A 23,948-nucleotide genomic window follows, 5' to 3' on the forward strand; every position below is an offset into this window, starting at 1 on the left:
ACGCCACAAAAACTCCTGACCAATAAGGAATTGCCATGAGCTGGGCGCCCCATGTAACTGTAGCCACTATAGTAGAACGCGATAATCGCTTTTTAATGGTGTATGAAGAAGCCGATGGCCGGAAGGTTTACAACCAACCCGCGGGGCACCTAGAGCCGAATGAAACACTGCAGACCGCTGCACTCCGTGAAACCTTAGAAGAAACCGGCTGGACGGTCAGCCTCACGGGTGTGGTCGGCGTGAACCTGTACACCGCGCCAAGTAATGGCATCACTTATTGTCGTACCACTTTTATCGCTAAAACCATAAGCCACAACCCCGCTCTGCCATTGGATACCGGCATTATCGAGGCAGTGTGGCTCAGTCATGCAGAGTTAGTAGAACGCAAAGATCAACTGCGCAGCCCCATGACCTTACAAATCATCGAAGAATACCTCGCAGGCCGCCGCTTCCCCTTAGATGTTGTTGGCTAGACTGACCCAGTGATAGTACGGAAAACGAAAAAAGCCGCCAAAATTGATTTTGGCGGCTTTTTTGTCAGGCCGTGAAAACGGCTACACGCCTATGGCGCAAACCGTTTTTCCAGCACTGTACTTACTGTCTATTCGTCAATTTATAGTTTACTGGCACCATAAATACACTGTCATGCTTCTCTTCTACGCCGACTGAAGTCACGTCGTAAATATAGCGAATCATGGGTTTATTGGGGTCGCGTTCAAACTTTTTCTTCATAGCCGTTTTGGCCTTTTTCTTTAAGAAACCACCAGCCAAATTACCCAGTGAACCCACGGGGTCTTTGAAATCGATATCCGGCGTTGAGCTTGATTCCTGAGCAGCCTCTCGTTGCGCAACCAATTCAGGACAGGTATTGCTATTGCTCATAAACCATTCCAACTTAATCGACACTGGGTAGCCCTTAAGCGCAGCCAACTTGCCATTCAACAGCGTCATATCATCGGTTTTTTCAATATCGCCGCTTAGGGCAGCCAAGGACTTGTAGACTTTTTGACCGAGCATTTGCCCAAGTATTGAGTCGTTAGCCCCAACTACACGCAGATAATTATCTTGGAATTGACCGTGTATTTTCCAGCCCTCTTTCATCGATTCAGTGGGCTGTGTCATCCAAAAATCCATCAGAATTTTATGCTCATCTTTGCGGCCTGCTTTGTCAGTATTGGTCACGGTCCATTGCAGTTGATATTGATTCGCAGGAAAACCGTTGATATCGCGCGACACTTTTTTATCGACCACATCAAACTGGGTTTTGGAGGTCATAGGGCAATTTTCAGGCGTATTCGCTTCAAATGACTCCTCTTGATCTTCATCGTCTTCGGCTTGGGTTAAACTCTTCCAGATGTTGTTTGAACACCCGTACAAAGGGCATTCGATATAATTTTTTTGTTGGTGATTGATACGCCAAGACAAGTTCTTCTCAGTGAGCCCTATCAGCGTATCATTAACATTGCCAAAGGTTTTGCGTGCCAGCCAATTATCAAAATCAATCTTAGTATCAATTCGACGCAGGGTTGCGCGGGTGTAAACAGTTTGCGTTCCCGTGTTATCGGGGAATACATAGCCATTAATGACTGTTTTAGCCGTCAACATAACGGTTGGATTCAGTGGAGTAGTATCCACCGGTGCTGGCTTAGCAGAACAACCGGCCAACACAACTAGAAATACTCCCAGTAAAAAGCCCATTTTTTTCATTGTTGAAATCCTTGAATAAATTTTAGACCCACCTAAGGGGGGACGCATTGAAGAAAGCCACCTCCAAACTGAGGCGGTCGGCATCTTAACAAATGGACGTCAAACCTCACTCAAATCAGATTTTTACCCGCGCCAATTCGCAAGAATTCAACCAGTCTGTGACAAAAGTCGCACTTTTACCCACCTTTGTTAACACAAAAACTCACGCCAATTACCTGCCTCAAGGCTAAAAAGGCTGTATAAGAGGGTCCAAAGACGGGTAAAATGCCCGCCTCATTTATCCCCCAGTAGTCTTAGCCTATGTCCACCAGTTCCAAACCGCTTGTTATTGTCGGCATGTCCGGCGGTGTTGATTCCTCCGTATCTGCCCTGCTACTTAAGCAACAAGGCTACGAGGTTGAAGGCCTGTTCATGAAGAACTGGGATGAAGATGACGGCACCGACTACTGCACTGCCAAGGCCGATTTGGCCGATGCGGAGCGCGTGTGTGAAAAAATCGGTATAAAGCTTCATACCGCCAACTTTGCCGCCGAATACTGGGATAACGTCTTTGAGCACTTCCTTGCAGAGTATAAAGCGGGGCGCACACCCAACCCCGACATACTCTGTAACCGCGAAATCAAATTCAAAGTTTTTTTAGAGTACGCCAGCATGCTGGGCGGCGAGCTTATTGCCACTGGCCACTATGTGCGCCGCGCAGATCGCGCAGGCCACAGCATGCTATTAAAGGGACTAGACCCCAACAAAGACCAGAGTTACTTTCTCCATGCCGTGGGTGAAGCAGAATTTGCCAAGTCCCTTTTCCCTGTAGGCGAACTGGAAAAGCCCGAGGTGCGCCGCATTGCTGAAGAGCACGGTCTTATCACCCACAACAAAAAAGACAGCACAGGCATTTGCTTTATTGGCGAACGCCGCTTCAAAGATTTTTTACAGCAGTATTTGCCAGCACAACCGGGCGAAATTCAAACACCCGACGGTACAGTGATTGGTGCGCATGCGGGGCTGATGTACCACACCATTGGCCAACGCCAAGGCTTGGGAATCGGTGGAGTCAAAGGCGGCAACGAAGAACCTTGGTTCGTCGCACAAAAGGATTTAACCCGCAATGTGCTAGTGGTCGTGCAGGGTACTGAGCATCCGCTGCTGTTCACCAATCACCTCATCGCACAACAAGCTCATTGGATCAACGGCGAACCCGCCACCAACGAATTCCGTTGCATGGCAAAAAATCGCTATAGACAAGCTGACCAAGCTTGCCGCGTAACGCTAATGGGTGACGGCAAACTCGCGGTACTCTTTGACGAACCGCAACGAGCCATTACTCCTGGGCAGTCTGTTGTTTTCTATCAAGATGATATTTGCTTAGGTGGCGCTGTGATTGAGGCAACTGATAATCGGTAAAGGCTTGGCATTCATCACAACCAACATCCAGCAACAGCAACATTTCATTCAATAATGTGTACTGAACCGAACAGCATTAAACATTCAGCTTAAAAACACTTTAAAAAGAGAAATACTGTGAGTAAAAACTGGCAAGACATTACCCTCGCCCTCGCCGGCATTTTTCAAGCGACAGCGCTAGTGGAGCAACTCGCCAAAACCGGTTATGTACCACCCGAAGCCTACAAGTGTTCCATTGAAAGCATTCTCAATATGGACCCAGCTAATACGCTTGATGTATATGGCAATACCACTGCCAACTTGCGGGTAGGTTTAGAAACCATGCGCGAACTATTACAGCCCAACTCACAAAAACAGCGTGACACACTACGCTATGGTTTAGGCGTACTGCACTTACAAAAAAAGCTCACTGGGCGCAAAGACATGCTCAAGGTCATAGGCAGCCGTCTCACACAAATAAGCCAACAAGCTGCACACTTTGACAGTCTTCATGAAAATGTTATAGGCAATATGGGCGGCCTTTACAGCGAAACACTCAGCACTTTTCGTTTTCGCATTCAAGTAAACGGCGACTACAATTACTTGCAGCAGCAACGTATCGCCAACCAAATTCGCGCATTGCTGCTTAGCGCTGTGCGCTCGGCAATGCTCTGGCGTCAAGTTGGCGGCAATCGCTGGCAGCTGCTCTTAAACCGTAAACAGCTCAGTTACCAGGTCGATGAACTATTGCGTCGCATGTAGCAATTTTCGGCTTTAGCACACCGAATTCTTTTTAATTTAAAACTTGCACTGGAACCCACCATGGACAACAGCTTCGACACTCTCTCCGCACTCAATGCCATCTCGCCCGTAGACGGTCGCTACGGCAGCAAAACAATTCCGCTGCGCAAAATTTTCAGCGAATACGGTTTAATTCACGCGCGTGTTTTAGTAGAAGTTCGCTGGTTGCAACAGCTCAGCCGCCACACTGGCATTCCTGAAGTACCTGCATTCAGCGCCGCTACCAATGCACAACTCGATGCAATTGCTGCTGACTTTAGCACTGCAGATGCACAAGCCATTAAAGACATCGAACGCACCACCAATCACGATGTAAAAGCGGTGGAATACTTCCTTAAAAACAAATTCGCTGGCAATGCAGAATTAGAGGCCGTGTTAGAGTTCGTGCACTTTGCCTGTACCAGTGAAGACATCAACAACTTGTCACACGCCTTAATGTTAAAAGCCGGACGCGATGTGTTTGTCGCCGATGCCCAAACCTTAATTGACGGCATTACTAAACTTGCGCACGATTTCGCCGCTGACTCCATGCTCTCGCGCACTCACGGCCAAACTGCATCACCCACTACCGTTGGCAAAGAAATGGCCAACGTAGTTGCGCGTTTACGTCGTCAGTTACACGCAGCTCAATCAGTAGAGTTGCTCGGGAAAATCAACGGGGCTGTAGGCAACTACAACGCGCACTTCTCAGCCTACCCCGATATCGACTGGCAAACCAATGCGCAAGAATTTGTGGAAAGCATTGGCCTGACCTTCAATCCCTACACCACCCAGATTGAACCCCACGACTACATCGCCGAGCTATTCGATGCTATCGCGCGTTTCAACACCATTCTGATCGATTTCAATCGCGATGTTTGGGGTTATATTTCACTCGGTTACTTCAAGCAAAAAACCATTGCAGGCGAAGTGGGTTCATCCACTATGCCGCACAAAGTTAACCCTATCGACTTTGAAAATTCCGAAGGTAATCTGGGCATTGCCAACGCAATTTTTACCCACCTTGCACAAAAACTGCCTATTTCTCGCTGGCAGCGCGACCTTACAGATTCAACGGTACTGCGCAATATGGGTGTAGGTTTTGGCTACGGCATGATTGCCTATGCCTCTACACTCAAAGGCATCAGCAAACTCGAAATTAACCGCGCGCGCATAGCGCAAGATCTGGATAATTCTTGGGAAGTCTTGGCCGAGCCAATTCAAACTATTATGCGCCGTTACAATGTCGCAGAACCCTATGAGAAATTAAAGGCACTCACCCGCGGCCACGCCATTACCAAAGAGGTGCTCGCTGCATTTGTAGAAACCTTGGATATTCCTGAACACGCCAAGCAAACTATGCGCGACTTAACACCCGCCAACTACATTGGCAACGCGGTTGCACAAGCCAAGGCGATTTAAATAAGATTCATAAAGGGCCGCTAAGGCCCTTTTTTATAGAACGATACATTTACATCGAACTGAAAGATTTTAGCTGGCCACTAACCACATAAAGTTACTGCCACTAACCAAAAAGGTAATCACATGAACACCGCCCTCACCCATCTCGGCGACATGCCAATTGAAACGTTTTTGCGCGACTACTGGCAAAAAAAACCGCTGTTGATTCGCAATGCCTTTCCCGATTTTGAATCACCCCTCGACGGCGATGAGTTGGCCGGCTTGGCGCTAGAAGAAGAAGTTGAATCGCGTTTAGTATTGGAGCAAGGCAAGACACCCTGGGAGTTGCAACACGGCCCCTTTTCCGAAGAAACCTTTGCCACGCTGCCGGAATCCAACTGGACACTTCTCGTGCAAGCAGTTGATCAATGGGTACCAGAAGTGAATGAACTACTAAACAGTTTTCGCTTTATTCCCAACTGGCGGCTCGACGACATCATGGTGAGCTTTGCACCTGACAAGGGCAGCGTTGGGCCCCACTTTGATTATTACGATGTATTTTTACTGCAGGGCCTAGGCAAGCGCCGCTGGAAAATTGGCCAAGACTGTACAGCAGAATCACCACACCTCGAAGGTGTACAACTCAATATTTTGCAAAAATTTACCAGCCAAGATGAATGGGTGCTAGAACCTGGTGATATGCTTTATATTCCACCTGGCGTGGCTCACTGGGGTGTCGCAGAAGGCGACTGTATGACCTACTCAATCGGCTTTCGCGCGCCTAATCACGCCGATATTTTAACGGAGTTAACACAAGATATAGCCTCAGCGCTCACCAATGATTTGCGCTTTACCGACCCAGATGCGCAACTACAAACTAACCCTGGTGAGATCAATAGCGCCGCCATTGCGCAAATCCAGCAGATCATTCAACAACACTGCTCTGCAGAAAATATTGCCCGCTGGTTTGGCAAACATATGACTGAGCGCAAATACATCGATCTAGAAGCAGAAGCGAATGAACTAGATGCTGGAAGCTGGCAGGAAGCACTTACCGAGGGCGATTTACTCTGGAGACACCCAGCCGCTCGCTTAGCATTTCATACCGATGAAAAAGGCACGGTATTATTTGCCGATGGCGTTGCGCTCCGCTGCTCAAAAGCACTGGCAGAATTAGTTTGCACCGAGGTTGAAATTAATTGGGCAACACTGGAACCCTTGGTACAAGATCAGCGGGACAATGCAGCCATCACCCAAATGGTCAGCCAAGAAACCTTACTTGTTGACGAGTAACCCATGCACTTAACCATTACCGATTGGCGCAGTGACCAAACAAAGTTACAACAATTGCGCCAAAAGGTATTTATACTGGAGCAAGGGGTGAGTGCAGCTGAAGAGTGGGATGGCTTTGATGAAACAGCCATCCATTTTCTATTGCTCGACAATCACCAACAAGCACTAGGTTGCGCGAGACTACTGCTGGAGCATGACGACACGCAACAGGCGCTTTTTCATATAGGTCGCGTTGCTATTCGTAAAGCCTATCGCCAGCAGGGCTGGGGACAAGTGTTAATGCGCGGAGTTGTCGCCCACTGCCAACAACTCAACCCACAAGCCAACATTTATTTGCACGCACAACTTGAACGTTTGCACTTCTATCAGCAGCTAGGATTTGTTACAAAGGGCGAAAAGTTTATAGATGCAGGTATAGCGCACATCAGCGTGTACTTAAAGTAGGGCGTAACTCGCCTTACTAGTGCCCCAAGGTTCACAGCCCCCCGCCACACCAGCTTAGAGAAAAGCATTCACACTAAAATAGGAATCTATACTCATGGCGACCGAGTCATCTGCAAGCCCCGATTTATGGCTACTCGACGGTATAGAAGACTTTCGTCACTACACCCTTTCCTTTAGCCAAAAAAGTCGACGCAATATTGCAATTTTAACCCGCAGTCTTGACGCTGATATCTTTGCAAAGGACGATTTCATCCAAAGCCTATCCACCATGGCACGCGCCAATCGTCATGCGCAAATTCAAATATTAATTAAAGATACCAAACCAGCTCTCGCCATAGGTCACCCGTTAATTCATCTGGCGCAACGTCTTTCCAGCAAAATCATTCTACGTAAATTAACGCAAGAACCAGATGATCAACATATGGGGTTTATGTTGTGCGATACCTGGGGGCTAGTCTATAAAAATGATGATAACGTCTATCGTGGTTTTGCCAACTGCGCTGCGCAGCGTGAAGTAAAACAACTACGCGAACAGTTCAACTACTGCTGGCAATATGCACAACCCGATCCTGACTTACAGATCCTTACCATTTAATTCTGTTAACCACCTAGTGTGCATATTTATTACCATGCCAATCATTCCAAACTCGATCTATTTATACTCAAGCTTCTATAACAAAAATGCTCATCTGAATCTGAGCGAATACTAAAAACTGCCACAACACAGCTGTTACCCTGCGATTAGCCCAGCTTGCACCAGAGGTGGAATTGTGACCAAAATGCACACCACAGCTAGATTGCGGTATTTCCCTGCGGAAAAACCCAGTTTTCGGTTGCCGATTCAGTTTTTATCCTTTATATATAGCGCCAATCCTCATTGTTGGCGTAGAAGCCTGTAAAAACAGGGGGTTTTTGCAGTTTTTGTTTGTATTTTTACGATATTGATTTATAGCTATATAGGTAGATGCCACTATTCATGCATGCATGAGTCCAGCAAATGCCTCCTGCTTAAAAGACAATCAATTAACCTCGAACACTTACACATACTCAAGTAAATAAAAAGGAATCACTATGGCCGTTAAGAAACCTGCTGCAGCCGCTGCTGCTAAAAAAGCTCCTGCCGCTAAGGCTGCACCCAAAGCTGCCCCAAAAGCCGCTGCTAAAAAAGCGCCAGTTGCCAAAGCTGCTGTTAAAAAAGCACCTGCTGCCAAAGCAGCTCCAGCTGTTGTTAAAGCAATTACTGAGCGTCAAAACAAAACGCAAATGCTGACTCAAATTGCCGAAACAACCGAATTGAACAGAAAACAAGTTCAAGCAGTATTGGATGAGTTAAGTAACATCATTGAAGGCCATATCAAGAAGAAAGGTGTAGGTGAGTTTGTATTCCCCGGCCTCTTCAAAATCATGACCATTAAGAAACCTGCCGTGAAAGCGCGCAAAGGCATAAACCCCTTCACCAAAGAAGAAGTGATGTTCAAAGCCAAACCCGCGAGCACCACTGTGAAAGTACGCCCGCTGAAAAAATTGAAAGAAATGGCTGTTTAATTTTATTCTATGCCAATCTTCAATAAAAACCCCGCAGCTGCGGGGTTTTTTGTTTTAAGGCTTACGTATTTACGCCCTATAGACTAAACGTATCGTTGATTATTTAATAACCTTAAAGCCCTCACCCACAAGCGCATTTTGCAAACGTTTAATACGCGCAGCCAGTTCCTCCGCACTGTACTCCTTACCTTCAAACTTACCCCAAATTGGCTGAGGCCAAGCAGCATCATCCGTAAAGCGCACTATATGGTGAATATGCAGCTGACGCACCATGTTGCCCAGTGCTGCCACATTCATCTTGTCTGCGTCAAAAATGCTCGTCATCACTTCAGACAAACGACAAGACTCGCGCATTAACTGTAGTTGCTCTTCTTCACCCAAATGATGTATCTCAAAAACATCCTCTACTTTCGGTACAAGAATACACCAAGGGTAATTAGCATCTTTGCTCAGCAACAACAGCGACAAATCGAATTCGCCAATAATTACTGAGTCTTGCGCTAGGCGGGGATGAAGTACAAACATAAAATTCTCCTAAAGATTAGTGCTCTAACACGGCCAATGCCTTCTAGATGACGGACCGAAGTGGCTTATAAAAGTCGTTTATAGAAGCTTGCCCTATACCCAATCAATCTTCCACCGTAGAATAGCGGCTTTTAGCCTATTAACTCCACTTTCATTATAGACATTGAGATTTGCTTACTATGCGCTCCAGTCGATTTTTAATTGCTACGCTCAAAGAAACCCCCGCCGATGCCGAAGTCATTAGCCATCAGTTAATGCTGCGTGCAGGTATGATCCGCAAAATGGCCTCAGGCCTTTATAACTGGCTGCCAATGGGCTTACGCGTTCTGCGTAAAGTCGAGCGCATAGTGCGCGAAGAAATGGATAAATCTGGCGCTCAAGAAGTGCTCATGCCCGTAGTACAGCCCAGTGAACTCTGGATAGAATCTGGCCGCTGGGAACAATATGGCCCAGAATTACTGCGCATGAACGATCGCCACGACCGCGCCTTCTGCCTTGGCCCCACTCACGAAGAAGTTATCACCGACTTAATTCGCGGCGAAATCAAAAGCTACAAACAACTTCCCGCTAATTTCTATCAAATTCAAACCAAATTTCGCGATGAAATTCGCCCGCGTTTCGGTGTAATGCGCTCGCGCGAATTTATTATGAAGGATGCCTACTCCTTCCACAGCAGCACCGAATCATTGCAGCAAACTTACGATGTTATGCACAGTACCTATTGCAGTATTTTTAGCCGTCTAGGCTTAAATTTCCGCCCTGTATTGGCCGACACTGGCTCCATTGGTGGCGCCTTCTCTCATGAGTTTCATGTTCTTGCCGACAGCGGCGAAGATGATATTGCGTTCAGTAATGGCAGCGATTATGCCGCCAACATCGAAAAAGCCGAAGCTCTGCCACCAGCAGCACCGCGCCCTGCCCCCAGCCAATCAGTACATGAAGTGGCTACGCCAGGCCAACACAGCATTGAAGACGTCAGCAGCTTTCTCAAGGTTGCCGCCAATCAAACGGTGAAAACCTTAATTGTATTGGGCGCTGTACGCGAAGACAAAACCCAACCATTGGTTGCTCTGGTACTACGTGGCGATCACGAACTCAACGAAATTAAAGCGGAAAAAATTACGGGGGTAGCCGCACCCTTAACGCTTGCGCCTGAAGCGCGCATCAAAGAAGAATTGGGCGTAGGCTTGGGCTCTATTGGCCCGGTAGGTTTAACTATTCCTGTCATTGTGGATTACGCAGCAGCGCATCTTGCAGACTTTGTGTGCGGCGCCAATAAAGACGGATTCCATCTAACCGGCGTTAACTGGGAGCGCGACGCACAAGCCCCCCTAGTGGCAGATATTCGCAATGTTGTTGCAGGCGATCCAAGCCCATGTGGCAAAGGTGTTTTAGAGATTAAACGCGGCATTGAAGTGGGCCATATTTTCCAATTGGGCACAAAATACTCAGAAGCCTTAAAAGCCCGAGTGCTTGATGAGAACGGCAAAGAAAAAACCATGATCATGGGTTGCTATGGCATAGGTGTCACCCGTGTAGTGGCTTCCTCCATTGAACAAAACTTTGATGAGAACGGCATTATCTGGCCTGATTCTATAGCGCCATTTCATGTTGCAATTGTGCCAATCAACTTGCACAAATCTGCGGCGGTTGCCGAAAAATGTGAAGAGATTTATACAGCCCTACAAGCAGCTGGTGTGGATGTACTCTTAATGGACGATGAAAAGGCACGTTTGGGCGGTATGTTAGCTGATACCGATCTGATTGGCATACCGCATCGCATTGTCATTGGCGACCGCGGTTTAGAAGCGGGCAATATAGAATACAAAGGCCGTCGCGATGCCGAAAAACAGGAAGTGGCTATAGCAGACATTGTTAACTTCTTAACGGCTCGTATTAACAAGTAAATATATCTACCTGTATTAGTGATTTTTAACTCAATAAATAAAAAAGCCCCGTCACCTGAGACGGGGCTTTTTTTATTTTCGCATCAAAGATTGATAAGATTTCAATCGTCGCCACTATAAGCAGCCTGCTCTTTGATGAGCTTACGCTCTACATCTCCAGGCGAGCCTGTATTGCGCGCGAATAAATTATAGGCCACAGGCACCAAAAATAAAGTGAGCAATGTGGCTACGACCACACCTGATATAACTACTATACCTATCACAAAACGCGTTTCAGAACCTGCGCCCGATGAGACCACCAGTGGCAGCGCACCTGCAACAGCCGTTAAGCTCGTCATTAAAATGGGACGTAACCGCGCAGAAGAAGCCTCTAACAACGCCTCTTTAAATTCCACGCCACGATCGCGCAATTGATTAGAAAACTCCACAATCAAAATACCGTTTTTAGCCGCAAGCCCAATCAACATAATTAAACCTATTTGCGAATAGAGATTAAAGCTGCTGCCACTGAAATAAAGCCCCAGCATTCCCCCCATAATCGCCAATGGCACAGTAAGCATAATAACAAAGGGGTGTATATAACTTTCAAACTGCGCAGCCAATACCAAAAAGGTAATCAATATCCCCAACAGGAAAATAAACATGACCGAGCTGCCCGCTGTTTGAAAATCACGCGACAAGCCTTTGTAATCAACCACCGCTGTCGGCGGAAGATTCTCACGCACCAACTTATTTAAGTGCTGCAAGGCATCGCCGAGCGGTAAGTTATCCGCAAGGTTTGCCTCGATGGTCAGCGAGCGAATGCGATTGTAACGATTGAGTTTACTTGCATCAGCCAGCTCTTTAAGTTCAACCACATTTGCCAATGGAATTAGCTCACCGGAATGAGATGAACGCACATACATATTTTGTAAACTAGTGGTGGTGCGCTGTTCGCTGCGCTCACCCTGCAATATCACATCGTACTCTTCGCCATCATCAATATAGGTCGTCGCACGGCGCGAACCCAACATGGCTTCTAGCGTGCGCCCGATATTGTTTACACTAATACCTAAATCTGCAGCGCGATTACTGTCGATGGCTATCTCAACTTGCGGCTTGGTTTCTTTGTAATCCCAATCTATCCCCGTCAAACCTGGATTATCCTGCTCTAACTTCGCCAGCAAAATATCGCGCCACTTCGCCAATTCCTCATAGGTGCCGCCACCTATAACAAATTGCACGGGCTTTTGTGCTTGCGAACCAAAGCCTTGCCGCATTACCGGGGCCGCCGTCACGCCCGGCAAATCGGCAAGCTTTTTGCGAATTTCATCCATCACGACAAAAGCACTGCGGCGCTGATTCCAGTCGTTCATAACAGCGATAATCATACCGCTATTAAAACTCTCGATTGTGCCGAAAGCACGCGGGGCGCGCACCATTAAACGCGTGATCTCGCCCGAGTCCACATACTTCATCATGCGCGACTCAATTTCATTCATATATTCTTCCATGTAGGCGTAACTGGCACCTTCAGGGCCATTTACCATCACAAAAAAAGTGCCGCGATCTTCACGAGGCGCATATTCTGAAGGAATTTTCTGGGCTAAAAATACACTCATCACCAAGAGCGCCACAAATGCAACCAATACCCAGCGGGTATGTGCGATACAAAATGCGATTGCCACCTTATAGCGACCACGCAACCGGTGCATACCCGTATCGATTTTCATAACAAAAGCATTTTTCTTATCGTTGCTGTGTAAAATTTTAGACGCGAGCATAGGCGAAAGCGTGAGCGCAATAAGTGCCGAAAAACCTACCGCCGCCGCCATGGTAATGGCGAACTCTGAAAACAAACGGCCGATATCACCTTTTAAAAATACTATAGGTACAAAAATCGCAATCAACACCAACGTGGTCGCGATTACAGCAAAGCCAACTTCACGAGTACCGTCATAGGCTGCCAACAAGGGTGACTTACCTTTCTCTTCTATGTGGCGAACAATATTCTCCAACACCACAATCGCATCATCCACCACCAAACCTATCGCTAAGACCAAGGCTAAAAGCGTAAGCATATTGACGGAAAAGCCCAGCACTGCAAGCACGGTGAAGGTCGCAATAATAGACACAGGCACAGCTACGGCTGGCACCAGCATGGCGCGAAAGCTGCCTAAAAATAGATAAATAACCAAGACTACCATCGCAATGGCAATACTCAAGGTGATATACACCTCGTGAATCGCGCGTTCGACAAACACCGAACTATCGTAGCTGTCCTCAATACTCATGCCCTTAGGCAAAATCGCATTAATTTTATCGCGCTCGATCTTAACGCCACGAGCCACGTCGATGGTGTTCGCTGTAGATTGTTTAATAATGCCAATACCAACTTGAGAGACACCGTTGCCGCGAAATAGATTGCGATCTTCGACTGTACCTTTCTCGACACGCGCCACATCGCCTAAGCGAATCAAATGGCCGTCGTCGCCGCGCTTAACCACCAGCTGACGAAATTGATCAACGGTGCGATAGGAACGAGCCATACGCAATGTGAATTGACGATCAATAGATTCAACACTACCTGCAGGTAACTCAATGTTTTCTGCGCGCAGGGCTGCTTCTATATCATTGACTACAATATTGCGCGCCGCCAATGCGCGGCGATCCAACCATACCCGCATCGCAAAACGTTGCTCGCCACCAATGCGCACGCGCGCTACGCCATCCACGACAGAAAAACGATCAACTAAATAGCGCGCAGCGTAATCAGATAGTTCAGGCATAGTCATATCTTCACCCGCCAAACTAAACCAAAGAATAACGTCTTCATCGGAGCTAACTTTTTGTACTTCAGGCGGGTCGGCCTCGGGCGGCAAGTCATCCAACACACGCGCAACTCTATCGCGAATATCATTAGCCGCCGCATCCATATTGTGGCCAGTTTCAAACTGCACCACTATATTGGATACGCCATTCTCACTCGATGATTCGATATAGCGAATGCCTTCAACACCCGAGATACGATCTTCAATCATTTTAGTAATGCGCGTCTCAACAATATTGGCCGCAGCACCAGGGTAGCCTGTGCGAATTGAAACTACAGGGGGATCAATATTAGGATATTCACGCAGCGTTAATCGCTCAAAAGCAACCAAGCCAAATGCAATGAGTAGGATCGCAATCACAGATGCGAATACTGGACGCTTGATAGATATATCGGAGAGTTTCATGACGACTTATCCTCAAGGCTGCTGCTGTTGCAGCAAATCGGACAAGGTCTCAGGTTGCGCATGGGGCTGTAAGTTAACAGGCTGCTCTTCCGCCCTCACCGATACCCGTTGCTCATCGCGAATTTTTTGCAATCCATGGGTCACCACTTTATCGCCCACCGCCAAACCTTCTAACACTTCTACCGCCCCCACAAGACGTTCGCCAATAATAATGGGCCGACGCATCACCTGTGCAGGTTTTGCTTTGTCTTGTTGCGCTAGTACAAATACAAAGTTATTACTGCCGAGAGGCTCTAAGGCTGCTTCAGAAATAACCATTGCTGTGCGCTGATTTGTTTGCAAGTTTATACGCATCAACATGCCTTGCTTTAAATCGCCCAAACTATTATCCAACAGCGCACGCACTTTAATCGAGCGCGTCACAGGGTCAATTTGATTGTCGATACTAAATACACTGCCTTTAAAAACTTTATCACCTAGATCGCGGCTAATGGCAACGATCGGCAAGCCAATGGCTAGGCTGCGTAGATAAATAGCAGGCACCGTAAAGTCCAACTTCATTTTGCTGTCATCATTAAGCGTGGTAATCACATCCCCCGGCGTCACTAAGGCCCCAACACTGATATTCCGCAACCCCACCACACCATCAAAGGGGGCTAACAAACGCAAATCTTTTACGCGTGACTTTGTTGCCAACACACGTGAACGCGCAGCTTTATATTCACGCTGCCGCTGATCCAATAACGACTGAGATGCTGCACCTTTATTAGCCAATGCCTCCACACGGTCTAATTGTTTTTTAGCCTCGTCAGCATTCACACGCGCTTCGTCTAAGAGCGCAGCCTCTTCAGCACTGGTCATTTCCACCAATACACGGCCTTTGCGTATACGCTGCCCATCTTCAAAATTAATACGCGTTACCGTATTGGTGACATTCGCAGTGAGCCTTATAGATTCATTCGCATGTAAGGTTCCCAAGGCTTCAATTGCACTGGTGAGCGTCTGTTCGCTAACGGGTTGCACAATCACCTCAACGAATTTTTCTACAGGCTTTGCCGCTTGTTTATCCGTTTGGGCGCTGCCACAAGCGCTGAACACAAGCAGACCGATAAAACATAACTGTCGCTGCAACAGATTTTTCATATAGGTTCCTTAACGCTAGCCACTCAAGAGTTATGGCTAATTAATAATTCTTTGGAAATGACAGCTACACAAGGCACTGACGCCAGCACCTACGTAAAACTGCTCCAAATTAAAGACTGAGTTCTATTAAGAAAGTCGATGGAGGGAATATATCAAAGGACATATGCCGCAAGAATACGAAAAAAAATCAAGTTAAAGGTCAAATAAAATAACAATTAACACTAGTTTACATAGCATGGAAATGGCTTGATGCAGCCTATCAGTCCAGCGACTCAACCCGTTAGTGCAGCCTAAATTACCCTTAATTCAATCCACACTGCGAGATTTCGAACAAGCCAAAGGGGCAGCCCAAAAAAATATCCTCGTGCTATGGGGATTACTGGGCCGCAGTCACTCCTTGGATACTTTCAAAATAGATGCGGAGTTAATACAGTAACGCAGGCCCGTGGGCGCAGGGCCATCGGTAAACACATGCCCCAGATGACAGCCGCACTTGCGACACATTACCTCTGTGCGGCGCATGCCATGCGTCGTATCAAATTCCTCTTTAATGGCCGTGTCATTGAGCGGAGCAAAAAAACTTGGCCAACCACAGCCCGCATCAAACTTTGTATCCGCCTCAAACAACGGCTCAGCGCAACAGCGGCAGTTATAAATGGCAGCACCAAAGTCCTGCCAGTATTCGCCCGTGAAGGGGCGCTCAGTGCCCTTCTCGCGGCAAATGCGGTACTGCTCAGGGGTTAATGTTTCACGCCAGTAGGCGTCATCGTGATTTTCGGGTGCGGACATAATGATTTCCTTGACAGGCTAGGCGTATAGGCTTGATTATTCGGGCTTTTATACCCGCGCTAAAGGCATCTTACTGCAATGACTCTGATTAAGAAATCCGACAAACTCAATGGAGTTTGCTACGACATTCGCGGCCCCGTACTGGAGCACGCTTACCGCCTTGAAGAAGAAGGCCACCGCATTCTTAAATTGAACATCGGCAACCCCGCGCCCTTTGGCTTTGCGGCGCCCGATGAAATTATTCAAGATGTCATCTACAACCTTCCCAACGCCGAGGGCTACACCGCCTCAAAGGGGCTATTTGTCGCGCGCAAAGCCATTATGCAAGAGTGCCAGCGCCTGCAAATCCCCGGCGTGGACATTGACGACATATTCCTTGGCAATGGTGCCAGCGAATTAATTGTGATGGCCATGCAAGCATTGCTAAACAATGGCGATGAAATTCTGGTGCCTGCACCCGACTATCCACTTTGGACTGCGGCGGTAAACCTCGCTGGCGGCAAAGCGCGTCACTATTTGTGCGATGAAGAGTCCGACTGGTTCCCCGACCTTGCCGACATAGAAAGCAAAATTAGCGATAAAACCCGCGGCATTGTGGTAATCAACCCCAATAACCCCACCGGCTCTGTGTACAGCAAAGAAGTATTGGAGCAAATTGTCGAACTGGCACGCCGCCATAATTTGATTATTTTCTCGGACGAGATCTACAGCAAAATCCTCTACGACGATGCGGAATTTATCCCCATGGCACGCCTCGCGCAGGATGTGGTTTGTGTAAGTTTTAACGGCCTATCCAAATCCTATCGCCTCGCGGGCTTCCGCTCCGGCTGGATGATTATCAGCGGCGCCAAGCATCGCGCTAAAAATTACATTGAAGGCTTGGAGATGCTCTCCTCCATGCGCCTCTGCGCCAACGTGCCCGCCATGTACGCGGTGCAAACTGCACTGGGTGGTTACCAAAGTATTAATGAATTGATCATGCCCGGTGGCCGCCTGCGCGACCAGCGCGATGCCGCCATGAGCGCCCTAGCGAATCTACCCGGTGTGTCTTGTGTCAAACCGCGCGGTGCACTTTACCTTTTCCCTAAAATCAATTTGGACATGCACAAAATTCGCGACGACCAACAAATGGTGCTGGACTTTTTGATTCAAGAAAAAATCCTCTTAGTCCAAGGCACCGCCTTCAACTGGCCAAAACCCGACCACTTCCGCATAGTTTTTTTACCGCGCGAAGACGACCTCACCCGCGCCATCAATCGCTTTGGTGAGTTTTTGGGCCGCTACTCGCAGTAAGCTTTGTTGTAAGTTTGAAATAACACACATATAAAAATGGCTAGCAATTATTTGCTGGCCATTTTTATATGTGTGTTACCTTATTATCGTCTAATCAACAAGAGAAAAGCTGCTTTAATTTCAACAACTTACCATATGAGAGCCGGCAACGAATGTAAAAATAGACTTAATAATTAAGCAGAAAGAATACTCCATATACCCAAGCAAAGGAAAAGCATGAAGTCACTCATCAAGCCAATTGTCATCATTTCAATTTTTCCAATACTAATTGGGTTCTATTTTTTTGATAATATTAAAGGCTATTACCGGTTTAAACAGTACTGTGAGGCAGAAGGAGGGCTGAAGGTTTATGAGCACATAAAGAAAGGCGTAGGGTTGTTAGCTGGTGATAAAAATGAAGCTCACTCTGCTGCTGCATTAAAAAACATAGGATTTGTTAGATACAAGGTAAGCGTCTAACCAACCACACCTAGATTTACTTGCCAAGGCATCAAATCTTCAAGTCCATCATCTGTATTGCGCTTAGGGATTTCTGTCAGCAAATGCTCAACATACTTTACCGGATTCAGACCATTTGCCTTAGCCGTTTCGATAATCGAATATAAAATCGCGCTGGCTCTCGCACCGCTGGCGGTGTTGCTAAACAGCCAGTTTTTGCGGCCGATCACAAAGGGTTTTACGGCGCGCTCCGCGCGATTATTGTCGATGCACAGTTGTCCGTGTTGTGTGTAGGTAGTGAGCTTTCTCCATTGTCGCAGCGTGTATGCGACCGCATGACCTAATGTGGATTTAGGGGGCGTCTGTTCCACTGATTTATCGAGCCATGCTTTAAATTCAGTGAGCAGCGGTACAGCATGCAACTGCCGCAGGGTATATTTTTCTTCCGGTGTTTTGTCGTTCAGTAGCGCTTCCACACGGTAGAGTTTCTGAATGTGCGCCACTGCCCAATCAGCACGGCCTACTTTGCCCTTTGGTTGTACTTTTTGCGCATCGGTAAATTTCCGGCGTGCATGAGCCATACAACCAGCCAGTGTTACTTGAGTGCTTTCGTAAGCCGCATAACCATCAACCTGTAAATAGCCTTTATAGCCGCTTAGAAATTCTTTCGGGCAAGCAGCTGCGCGACTGGGTTGATAGTCGTAAATCACAATGTTGTTCGCGGAGCTGTTCGGATCAGGAGAATCTCTGCCGCTACAGTAGACCCACATGTAATTTTTTTTGTCATCCTGAAGCACTGTCACTGGCGTTTCATCTGCATGGATGGCGGTTTGTGTTAGCAGCGTTATTGTTAATCGCTGCAATAGCCTTTCAAGAACATCCGCACTACGCATTATCCAGTTGGACAGGGTGTTGCGATTGAGGTCGATATTCAGTTGCTTAAAAATAATTTCCTGGCGATACAGCGGCAGTGCCAATTGGTATTTATTGCCGATAATGTGTGCCAGCAAGCTGGGCGTGGCCATGCTTTTGGGAATGGGGCTGGCTGGCACAGGGGCGATCACAATCGGCGTATTCGTATGGTTCTTTTCGCACTGACGACAGGCGTATTTCAGGCGCAGGGTTTCAATGACTTTTAAACTGGCGGGAATGTATTCTAGTTGTTCACTTTTTTCTTCGCCGATTTTGTGTAAGTCGCCATTACAGCAAGGGCACATTTTTTCTGTATCAGCGATATCAATTATGCGTGTTTCACGCGGCAAATCGGCGGGCAATGGTTTACGGCCGGTTTTCTTTTTAGTTGAAGTGGCGGCAGATGTGATATCCGCCGCTGTAGCGTCTGTTGTTATCTCTGCGTCACTGTCTGCACGGATTTCGTCTACTATTACTTCCGCTTCGTTAAATAACCAATCAAGTTGATCTGGGGATTTTTCTGAAGACGTGCCAAATTGGCGGCTTTGCGCCAGCTTGAATTGCTCACGCAGAAAACGAATTTCTTGCTCCAATATTTTATTTCGCTCTTTAAGCGAATCAATTTCGACAAGTAATTTATGAGAGTTTGGCATGGCCGTATTTTACTACGACCACCGAGGTTACATCAAAATAATTAACTGGCTTGCTGAAAAAATACCGGTTGATGCCCAATCACATCATAACCGCCTAGCAGCCACTGTAATTGTTGTTCACTCAAGGTAAGTGTTGCAGTTTGAATTTGTGTTGGCCACTTAAAGCGGGCTTTTTCCAAACGTTTGTACCAGAGTACAAAGCCTGTAGCATCCCAATAAAGAATTTTCAGTTTATCGCGCGAGCGATTACAAAATACATACAGCGCAGGCTCAAATGCCGAGCGCTCCAACGCTTGCTCTATCACTACGACGAGGCCATTGATGGATTTGCGAAAATCGATAGCATCCTTGTACAGAAAAATAGCAGGCGGATCAACAAAGCAGCGCATTATGCAAGCGCCTTAATAACGTCCGCTAACCATTGCGCCGATACTCCCGTGGGCATACGCAGCTGTGTGGCACCGATGTGAAGCTGAATACTTTGGTTTTCGAGGGGTTTTGTCGTTATCGCAACAAAGCGATTTTCTGCGGGTTGCGTCGCCAATTGCTTTTTGCGTGTACTGAAATATTTATTATCAATCTCGCGCTCTGCGCAAAATGCCTTCGCGGTTTGTCCTGAGGCGGCTTGCTCCTTAATCAGTGCTCGCCATTGCTCTTGTGTTAATCTGGCCATCATCATTCCTCTGTTGAAAAAGGATTAGGCTAATGATTGGTGGCCAAAATGGGAATGTGTGCTTTATTGGACGCTTACGATACAAGGATGAAAATGGAAATTTTTATGATATTAAGTATATAGGAGGCCACCCACAAAAAGATTCATCATATGAGAAAAGCCCATCTAATTTATCAATGACATTAAATTATGAGTGGAGGGTGATAAATATTAAGTTTATGCATGAAACCAGACTGGTAAAATCTGGGTATGAAATTTTTGATATTTCCAATAAAGTCGCATCAGTAAAATACAGTATTTTTCATTATTCAAAATTTGATAGAAGTAAAACTATTTTTGATGCCCCATCAAGTATTGCTTGTTTCGACAACTTCAGTAATGACTATCGTAAAATAAGCCCTCTTTACGCAGAGATCGATTCGGCTTTTAAGGATTGAATTGAAAAACCTAAAGCGGAGCAACAGGGTCGCGTCTAACCTTTTGCTTTTTCATTAAATTGCGTATTCTACTCATCGAAAGCAATTGAGGGAACCCACCAGCAAATAAACATTACCCCTCAATGCAAGCAGCTACTTTATAAACCAAAAGCTTCAACTGCTGCTCTGGGTCTACATCGGGGAAATCCACATGGGACTCTAGTCGCTCCATAAATTCAGCGCTTGGACACTGCTCTGCAAACTGCTCGCGCAAAAAGCTTTCGCTGAGCTCGGGGGCATTTAGGCAGGCTAATACTAGGCCGCCTTCAGGCATTAACTCGGGTAAGCGGCGCACGACTTTGGCGTAGTCTTTATGGGCGATGAAGCTGCCTTTTTGGTAGGAGGGCGGGTCGATAATAACTAGGTCATAGGGGCCGCGTTTTTTAATGCGGCTCCAGGATTTTAGAATATTTTCGGCAAGGTATTCGCTGCGCTCTTTCGGCAAGCCATTTAAGCGGTGATTGTCGCGCCCTAAATTGAGCGCGGCGCTGCTCATGTCCACATTCACGACTTTTTCGGCGCCAGCGGCTATGGCTACTAGCGAAAACGCGCAGCTGTAGGCAAATAAATTTAGTACGCGCTTGCCTGTTGCCTGCTGTTCTAACCATTGCCGTGCGGGCTCTATATCCAGAAAAAAACCGCTGTTTTGCTGGCGCGCCAAGTGCAAATTAAACACCAGAGCGCCGCGCCGCGCGAAAACTTCTTCGGGTAGGCTGCCAAGTAATATTTCACTGGGAGCCCCCTGAAGATAGCGACGTTGTAACAATAAAATGGTGCCATTTTCAAATTCCCGCGAAATATAAGCCTGTAACTCAGCCACAACATTTACGGGCGGCTCGGCAAAGAGCGTAATTAAAATAACAGGCTGGTAATAATCAATGGTGATGAATTCTAAATCAGGAAAGCAGCGGCCACGACCATGGAAAACTCTATAGCTGTCAATCTTGATGCTGCGCTTAATGGCTGCGTTTAAAAGAGCTAGGCGTTCTAAAATAATCTGCATGTGTACCTAATGGTTGTTTGCAAGAGGGTTGTCGCTAAGCGCTTCATAGCCCACAGGATAGATGATGGTATCACCATAGCCGACAATGACTGGCCAATAGCCGCGCAATTCACGGTCCAAGTTCACATCATTGGTATCAACCAACAAGGGGCGACCATTGAGCGCCAGTATTTTTCCGCGCGCTGCGATAATGTGGATATTTTCCTTACCAATACGGCGCAAGAGTTCAGGCGATAGCTGTTGATTACCTCGCCCAAAGATATGCCCCTGCCCACCTATGGCTGTAATGATTAATTTTACCAAAAGTTTTTTTTCTGCATACTGCGCCGCTAATTCGAGTAGATAGGCTGCACCCACGTCTTGCGCAATAAGTTGATTATTTAACAGCACATCCACACCTAAAAGGCTGCCGTCTAAACCCAGCTCCTGTAAAAAAAGGTGCGTAGTTGAACCAGGGCCGACAATGTAAAGTGTATCTGCCTGCACCTGCCCTATCATTTCTTGAGCCGCATCCAGCTGCGCTAGCTCGTCGCGTTCGGTGCCCGCATTTTTGACTTGCTGCAAGCGTTGCGAATCTTCCGGAACCATAAGCGTGCCGTAAAAACGCGCGCGCACCTGGCCATTGCGAAAAGCGTTCTCATCAATATCTTTTACTTCGCGCTCGGCGATATTGACTAACTTACCGCTGAGTATGTGCTGCACAATTTCACCTGCAGACTCGGGTGCTACCGCATAAACGCCTGAGTGCATTTTTACGCCGGAAGGCACGCCAAGCACGGGTTGACTTGTACCAATCACATCAGCGATTAAACGCGCCGTGCCATCGCCACCGGCAAACAGGATTAAATCAACACTCGCATGCTGCAACGCGCGTGCGGCAGCGCAGGTATCTTCTGGCTGTGTCGGCTCATTCATAGCGGCGCCTACACATTGAGTATTAAAACCTAAGCTAAGGGCAGAGGTTTCACCCATGGCGCCGCCATAACAGTAAATTTCTATCTGCTCTTTATAGGGCAAGAGTTGATTAAGCGCGCGCTGCATACGGGACATCGCACGCGGCTCTGCGCCACGCGCCAGCGCCTCTGTACGTATGACCTCACCATCAGAACCTTTTAAACCGACACTTCCGCCTAAGCCCGCATAGGGATTAATTATCAACCCCAATTTAAACACAGCGGAAACCTAAGGCAGCTAACCAGTTTTTTTCCTGCTCTGTCGCGCCTGCTAAAGGCACTTCATAGTTGTGAAACTCACGCCGCACCGCATAGTGCTTACGCAAACCATCAAAACCGAGCGCAAAGTTTGCCCCCTGCTGAATTGCCTCTTGTGCTAAGGCCCGCAAATTTGCATCGTCTTGCGCCACCCTATAAACCTGCTGAATAAGGCTGGTAGCATCCAACCATGAATCCCTTACGCGGGCAACGTGCAGATGATTGTCGGCCAAAGATGGAACCAATTCGGCGAGAGACGCCTTAGGCTCTATGCCGAAATGTCGACAAAAAGCCTGATATATCATTTCAGTGCCCTTGAGCTTACCGTCGTAGCTATAACCGGCAATGTGCGGTGTGCCTATTTTGACTTTATCTAACAGCTCTAAAGAAATAGCGGGTTCAGGCTCCCACACATCGAGAATTACCTGTAAGTCAGCCCGCTCATTTAATACTTGCAGTAGCGCTTGATTATCGATCACCGCACCCCGACCGCAGTTAATTAAAACTGCATTAGGCTTAAGTTGGCGCAACTCTTTAAGACCCAACAGATGAAAACTCGGATGCGATCCCGTTAACTCCAAAGGTGTATGCATACTGATAAGGTCGCAAGCCAAAACCTCATCAAGTGTGCCCAAATCGGCAATTTCAGCGCGGGTTTTATGGGGGTCGTAACAAACGCACTCAACACCTTGAGCGCGCAAACGTTGATACAAAAGCCCGCCCACATTGCCGCAACCAATAATGCCAACCTTGTGCTCCAACCAATTGATATCCAGCTGCGTAAGTGCTGAATAAACATACTCCACTACCGAGTTGGCATTACAGCCGGGCGCACTTGACCACGCGATATCGCGCTCGGCAAAATAACTCTGGTCTAAATGATCGACGCCTATAGTACAAGTCCCGACAAATTTAACCTTGCTGCCGGCCAAGAGCGCTTTATTTACGGGTGTAACCGAACGCACGATCAAGGCGTCAGCATCTTGCACATCTGCTGCGGTCATCTGCCGACCAGGCAGGCGAATTACCTCGCCGAGGCGACCAAAAAACTCTTCAATGAGGGGGATATTTTCATCCGCTACTATCTTCATAAACACTCGCTTAATTGCTCAAATCGCACCCAATGGATGTTGTTATACACATTTTGTAGATTACTAAAG

At 47.3% G+C, this 23,948-nt stretch carries 23 protein-coding genes; 12 read left to right on the top strand and 11 right to left on the bottom strand.

Going from position 1 to position 23,948, the window contains the following annotated elements:
* Window positions 1-35: 35 nt before the first annotated feature.
* Complete coding sequence (locus AC0KUT_RS11810; RefSeq protein ID WP_488830113.1) at window positions 36-473, top strand: NUDIX hydrolase; 438 nt, start codon at window positions 36-38, stop codon at window positions 471-473.
* A 121-nt stretch (window positions 474-594) separates the two neighbouring features.
* Here the strand turns inward: AC0KUT_RS11810 and AC0KUT_RS11815 are convergent, their stop codons facing one another.
* A complete protein-coding gene (locus tag AC0KUT_RS11815) occupies window positions 595-1,707 on the bottom strand; it encodes a hypothetical protein (RefSeq protein ID WP_488830115.1) in 1,113 nt (370 codons plus the stop codon).
* A gap of 300 nt (window positions 1,708-2,007) precedes the next feature.
* Here AC0KUT_RS11815 and mnmA point away from each other — a divergent pair, with 300 nt between their 5' ends.
* From mnmA to AC0KUT_RS11850, 7 genes are all read left to right on the top strand, one after another.
* Window positions 2,008-3,108 (top strand): tRNA 2-thiouridine(34) synthase MnmA, encoded by a 1,101-nt coding sequence (gene mnmA, locus AC0KUT_RS11820; RefSeq protein WP_488830116.1) that lies wholly within the window; start codon window positions 2,008-2,010, stop codon window positions 3,106-3,108.
* Between the two features lie 117 nt (window positions 3,109-3,225).
* Window positions 3,226-3,849, top strand: coding sequence for a high frequency lysogenization protein HflD (gene hflD, locus AC0KUT_RS11825; RefSeq protein WP_488830118.1), 624 nt, complete (start codon window positions 3,226-3,228; stop codon window positions 3,847-3,849).
* A 60-nt stretch (window positions 3,850-3,909) separates the two neighbouring features.
* Window positions 3,910-5,289 carry an adenylosuccinate lyase gene (gene purB, locus AC0KUT_RS11830; protein WP_488830120.1) on the top strand — a complete coding sequence of 460 codons (1,380 nt, stop codon included), beginning with the start codon at window positions 3,910-3,912 and terminating at the stop codon, window positions 5,287-5,289.
* Window positions 5,290-5,412: 123 nt separating this feature from the next.
* Window positions 5,413-6,561: a JmjC domain-containing protein gene (locus AC0KUT_RS11835; protein WP_488830122.1), complete on the top strand. Its 1,149-nt coding sequence runs from the start codon at window positions 5,413-5,415 to the stop codon at window positions 6,559-6,561.
* 3 nt (window positions 6,562-6,564) lie between these two features.
* Entirely contained in the window at window positions 6,565-7,005 is a 441-nt protein-coding gene (locus AC0KUT_RS11840; RefSeq protein WP_488830124.1) for a GNAT family N-acetyltransferase, read from the top strand.
* 94 nt (window positions 7,006-7,099) lie between these two features.
* A complete protein-coding gene (locus AC0KUT_RS11845) occupies window positions 7,100-7,600 on the top strand; it encodes a DUF7931 domain-containing protein (protein WP_488830126.1) in 501 nt (166 codons plus the stop codon).
* 476 nt (window positions 7,601-8,076) lie between these two features.
* Window positions 8,077-8,550, top strand: a complete 474-nt coding sequence (locus tag AC0KUT_RS11850; protein ID WP_488830128.1) for an HU family DNA-binding protein — start codon at window positions 8,077-8,079, stop codon at window positions 8,548-8,550.
* Window positions 8,551-8,649: 99 nt separating this feature from the next.
* On the opposite strand, the gene AC0KUT_RS11855 is transcribed toward AC0KUT_RS11850, so the two are convergent.
* Entirely contained in the window at window positions 8,650-9,075 is a 426-nt protein-coding gene (locus AC0KUT_RS11855) for an HIT domain-containing protein (protein ID WP_488830130.1), read from the bottom strand.
* A gap of 179 nt (window positions 9,076-9,254) precedes the next feature.
* On the opposite strand from AC0KUT_RS11855, the gene AC0KUT_RS11860 reads away from it, so the two are divergent.
* Window positions 9,255-10,982, top strand: a complete 1,728-nt coding sequence (locus tag AC0KUT_RS11860; RefSeq protein WP_488830131.1) for a proline--tRNA ligase — start codon at window positions 9,255-9,257, stop codon at window positions 10,980-10,982.
* A gap of 101 nt (window positions 10,983-11,083) precedes the next feature.
* Here AC0KUT_RS11860 and AC0KUT_RS11865 read toward each other — a convergent pair whose 3' ends face one another.
* The 3 genes from AC0KUT_RS11865 to msrB form a co-directional block, all read right to left on the bottom strand.
* Window positions 11,084-14,197, bottom strand: a complete 3,114-nt coding sequence (locus AC0KUT_RS11865) for an efflux RND transporter permease subunit (RefSeq protein WP_488830132.1) — start codon at window positions 14,195-14,197, stop codon at window positions 11,084-11,086.
* 12 nt (window positions 14,198-14,209) lie between these two features.
* Window positions 14,210-15,340, bottom strand: a complete 1,131-nt coding sequence (locus AC0KUT_RS11870) for an efflux RND transporter periplasmic adaptor subunit (protein ID WP_488830134.1) — start codon at window positions 15,338-15,340, stop codon at window positions 14,210-14,212.
* 390 nt (window positions 15,341-15,730) lie between these two features.
* A complete protein-coding gene (gene msrB, locus AC0KUT_RS11875) occupies window positions 15,731-16,129 on the bottom strand; it encodes a peptide-methionine (R)-S-oxide reductase MsrB (RefSeq protein WP_488830136.1) in 399 nt (132 codons plus the stop codon).
* Between the two features lie 78 nt (window positions 16,130-16,207).
* Here msrB and AC0KUT_RS11880 point away from each other — a divergent pair, with 78 nt between their 5' ends.
* Window positions 16,208-17,422, top strand: coding sequence for a pyridoxal phosphate-dependent aminotransferase (locus AC0KUT_RS11880; RefSeq protein ID WP_488830138.1), 1,215 nt, complete (start codon window positions 16,208-16,210; stop codon window positions 17,420-17,422).
* Window positions 17,423-17,638: 216 nt separating this feature from the next.
* Window positions 17,639-17,881, top strand: a complete 243-nt coding sequence (locus tag AC0KUT_RS11885) for a hypothetical protein (RefSeq protein WP_488830141.1) — start codon at window positions 17,639-17,641, stop codon at window positions 17,879-17,881.
* Here the strand turns inward: AC0KUT_RS11885 and tnpC are convergent.
* Genes tnpC through tnpA form a run of 3 tightly spaced genes read right to left on the bottom strand, consistent with a single transcriptional unit; the run spans window position 17,878 to window position 20,104 of the window.
* Window positions 17,878-19,425 carry an IS66 family transposase gene (gene tnpC, locus AC0KUT_RS11890; protein ID WP_488830143.1) on the bottom strand — a complete coding sequence of 516 codons (1,548 nt, stop codon included), beginning with the start codon at window positions 19,423-19,425 and terminating at the stop codon, window positions 17,878-17,880. The genes AC0KUT_RS11885 and tnpC overlap by 4 nt on opposite strands.
* 41 nt (window positions 19,426-19,466) lie before the next feature.
* Window positions 19,467-19,814, bottom strand: coding sequence for an IS66 family insertion sequence element accessory protein TnpB (gene tnpB / locus AC0KUT_RS11895; RefSeq protein WP_488830146.1), 348 nt, complete (start codon window positions 19,812-19,814; stop codon window positions 19,467-19,469).
* Window positions 19,814-20,104, bottom strand: coding sequence for an IS66 family insertion sequence element accessory protein TnpA (gene tnpA / locus AC0KUT_RS11900; RefSeq protein WP_488829881.1), 291 nt, complete (start codon window positions 20,102-20,104; stop codon window positions 19,814-19,816). The genes tnpB and tnpA overlap by 1 nt, the downstream gene beginning before the upstream one ends.
* A 26-nt stretch (window positions 20,105-20,130) precedes the next feature.
* Between tnpA and AC0KUT_RS11905 the strand changes: the two genes are divergently transcribed.
* On the top strand, window positions 20,131-20,535 hold the full coding sequence (locus AC0KUT_RS11905) for a hypothetical protein (protein WP_488830148.1): 405 nt from the start codon (window positions 20,131-20,133) through the stop codon (window positions 20,533-20,535).
* A 112-nt stretch (window positions 20,536-20,647) separates the two neighbouring features.
* On the opposite strand, the gene AC0KUT_RS11910 is transcribed toward AC0KUT_RS11905, so the two are convergent.
* The 3 genes from AC0KUT_RS11910 to pdxB are packed head-to-tail and all read right to left on the bottom strand — an operon-like array spanning window position 20,648 to window position 23,879.
* Window positions 20,648-21,577, bottom strand: coding sequence for a class I SAM-dependent methyltransferase (locus AC0KUT_RS11910; RefSeq protein ID WP_488830149.1), 930 nt, complete (start codon window positions 21,575-21,577; stop codon window positions 20,648-20,650).
* Window positions 21,578-21,583: 6 nt separating this feature from the next.
* Window positions 21,584-22,750: an ATP-NAD kinase family protein gene (locus tag AC0KUT_RS11915; protein WP_488830151.1), complete on the bottom strand. Its 1,167-nt coding sequence runs from the start codon at window positions 22,748-22,750 to the stop codon at window positions 21,584-21,586.
* Window positions 22,743-23,879, bottom strand: coding sequence for a 4-phosphoerythronate dehydrogenase PdxB (pdxB, locus tag AC0KUT_RS11920; protein WP_488830152.1), 1,137 nt, complete (start codon window positions 23,877-23,879; stop codon window positions 22,743-22,745). Before pdxB ends, AC0KUT_RS11915 begins: the two co-directional genes overlap by 8 nt.
* Window positions 23,880-23,948 lie beyond the last annotated feature (69 nt).

It is taken from the genome of Cellvibrio sp. 25HG11W-0, assembly GCF_057815475.1.

Excerpts from the sequence above, each read along its gene's own strand:
- AC0KUT_RS11810 (WP_488830113.1), top strand. The coding sequence starts at position 36 with ATGAGCTGGGCGCCCCATGTAACTGTAGCCACTATAGTAGAACGCGAT.
- AC0KUT_RS11815 (WP_488830115.1), bottom strand. The coding sequence starts at position 1,707 with ATGAAAAAAATGGGCTTTTTACTGGGAGTATTTCTAGTTGTGTTGGCC.
- mnmA (WP_488830116.1), top strand. The coding sequence starts at position 2,008 with ATGTCCACCAGTTCCAAACCGCTTGTTATTGTCGGCATGTCCGGCGGT.
- purB (WP_488830120.1), top strand. The coding sequence starts at position 3,910 with ATGGACAACAGCTTCGACACTCTCTCCGCACTCAATGCCATCTCGCCC.
- AC0KUT_RS11835 (WP_488830122.1), top strand. The coding sequence starts at position 5,413 with ATGAACACCGCCCTCACCCATCTCGGCGACATGCCAATTGAAACGTTT.
- AC0KUT_RS11840 (WP_488830124.1), top strand. The coding sequence starts at position 6,565 with ATGCACTTAACCATTACCGATTGGCGCAGTGACCAAACAAAGTTACAA.
- AC0KUT_RS11845 (WP_488830126.1), top strand. The coding sequence starts at position 7,100 with ATGGCGACCGAGTCATCTGCAAGCCCCGATTTATGGCTACTCGACGGT.
- AC0KUT_RS11850 (WP_488830128.1), top strand. The coding sequence starts at position 8,077 with ATGGCCGTTAAGAAACCTGCTGCAGCCGCTGCTGCTAAAAAAGCTCCT.
- AC0KUT_RS11855 (WP_488830130.1), bottom strand. The coding sequence starts at position 9,075 with ATGTTTGTACTTCATCCCCGCCTAGCGCAAGACTCAGTAATTATTGGC.
- AC0KUT_RS11860 (WP_488830131.1), top strand. The coding sequence starts at position 9,255 with ATGCGCTCCAGTCGATTTTTAATTGCTACGCTCAAAGAAACCCCCGCC.
- AC0KUT_RS11865 (WP_488830132.1), bottom strand. The coding sequence starts at position 14,197 with ATGAAACTCTCCGATATATCTATCAAGCGTCCAGTATTCGCATCTGTG.
- AC0KUT_RS11870 (WP_488830134.1), bottom strand. The coding sequence starts at position 15,340 with ATGAAAAATCTGTTGCAGCGACAGTTATGTTTTATCGGTCTGCTTGTG.
- msrB (WP_488830136.1), bottom strand. The coding sequence starts at position 16,129 with ATGTCCGCACCCGAAAATCACGATGACGCCTACTGGCGTGAAACATTA.
- AC0KUT_RS11880 (WP_488830138.1), top strand. The coding sequence starts at position 16,208 with ATGACTCTGATTAAGAAATCCGACAAACTCAATGGAGTTTGCTACGAC.
- AC0KUT_RS11885 (WP_488830141.1), top strand. The coding sequence starts at position 17,639 with ATGAAGTCACTCATCAAGCCAATTGTCATCATTTCAATTTTTCCAATA.
- tnpC (WP_488830143.1), bottom strand. The coding sequence starts at position 19,425 with ATGCCAAACTCTCATAAATTACTTGTCGAAATTGATTCGCTTAAAGAG.
- tnpB (WP_488830146.1), bottom strand. The coding sequence starts at position 19,814 with ATGCGCTGCTTTGTTGATCCGCCTGCTATTTTTCTGTACAAGGATGCT.
- tnpA (WP_488829881.1), bottom strand. The coding sequence starts at position 20,104 with ATGATGATGGCCAGATTAACACAAGAGCAATGGCGAGCACTGATTAAG.
- AC0KUT_RS11905 (WP_488830148.1), top strand. The coding sequence starts at position 20,131 with ATGATTGGTGGCCAAAATGGGAATGTGTGCTTTATTGGACGCTTACGA.
- AC0KUT_RS11910 (WP_488830149.1), bottom strand. The coding sequence starts at position 21,577 with ATGCAGATTATTTTAGAACGCCTAGCTCTTTTAAACGCAGCCATTAAG.
- pdxB (WP_488830152.1), bottom strand. The coding sequence starts at position 23,879 with ATGAAGATAGTAGCGGATGAAAATATCCCCCTCATTGAAGAGTTTTTT.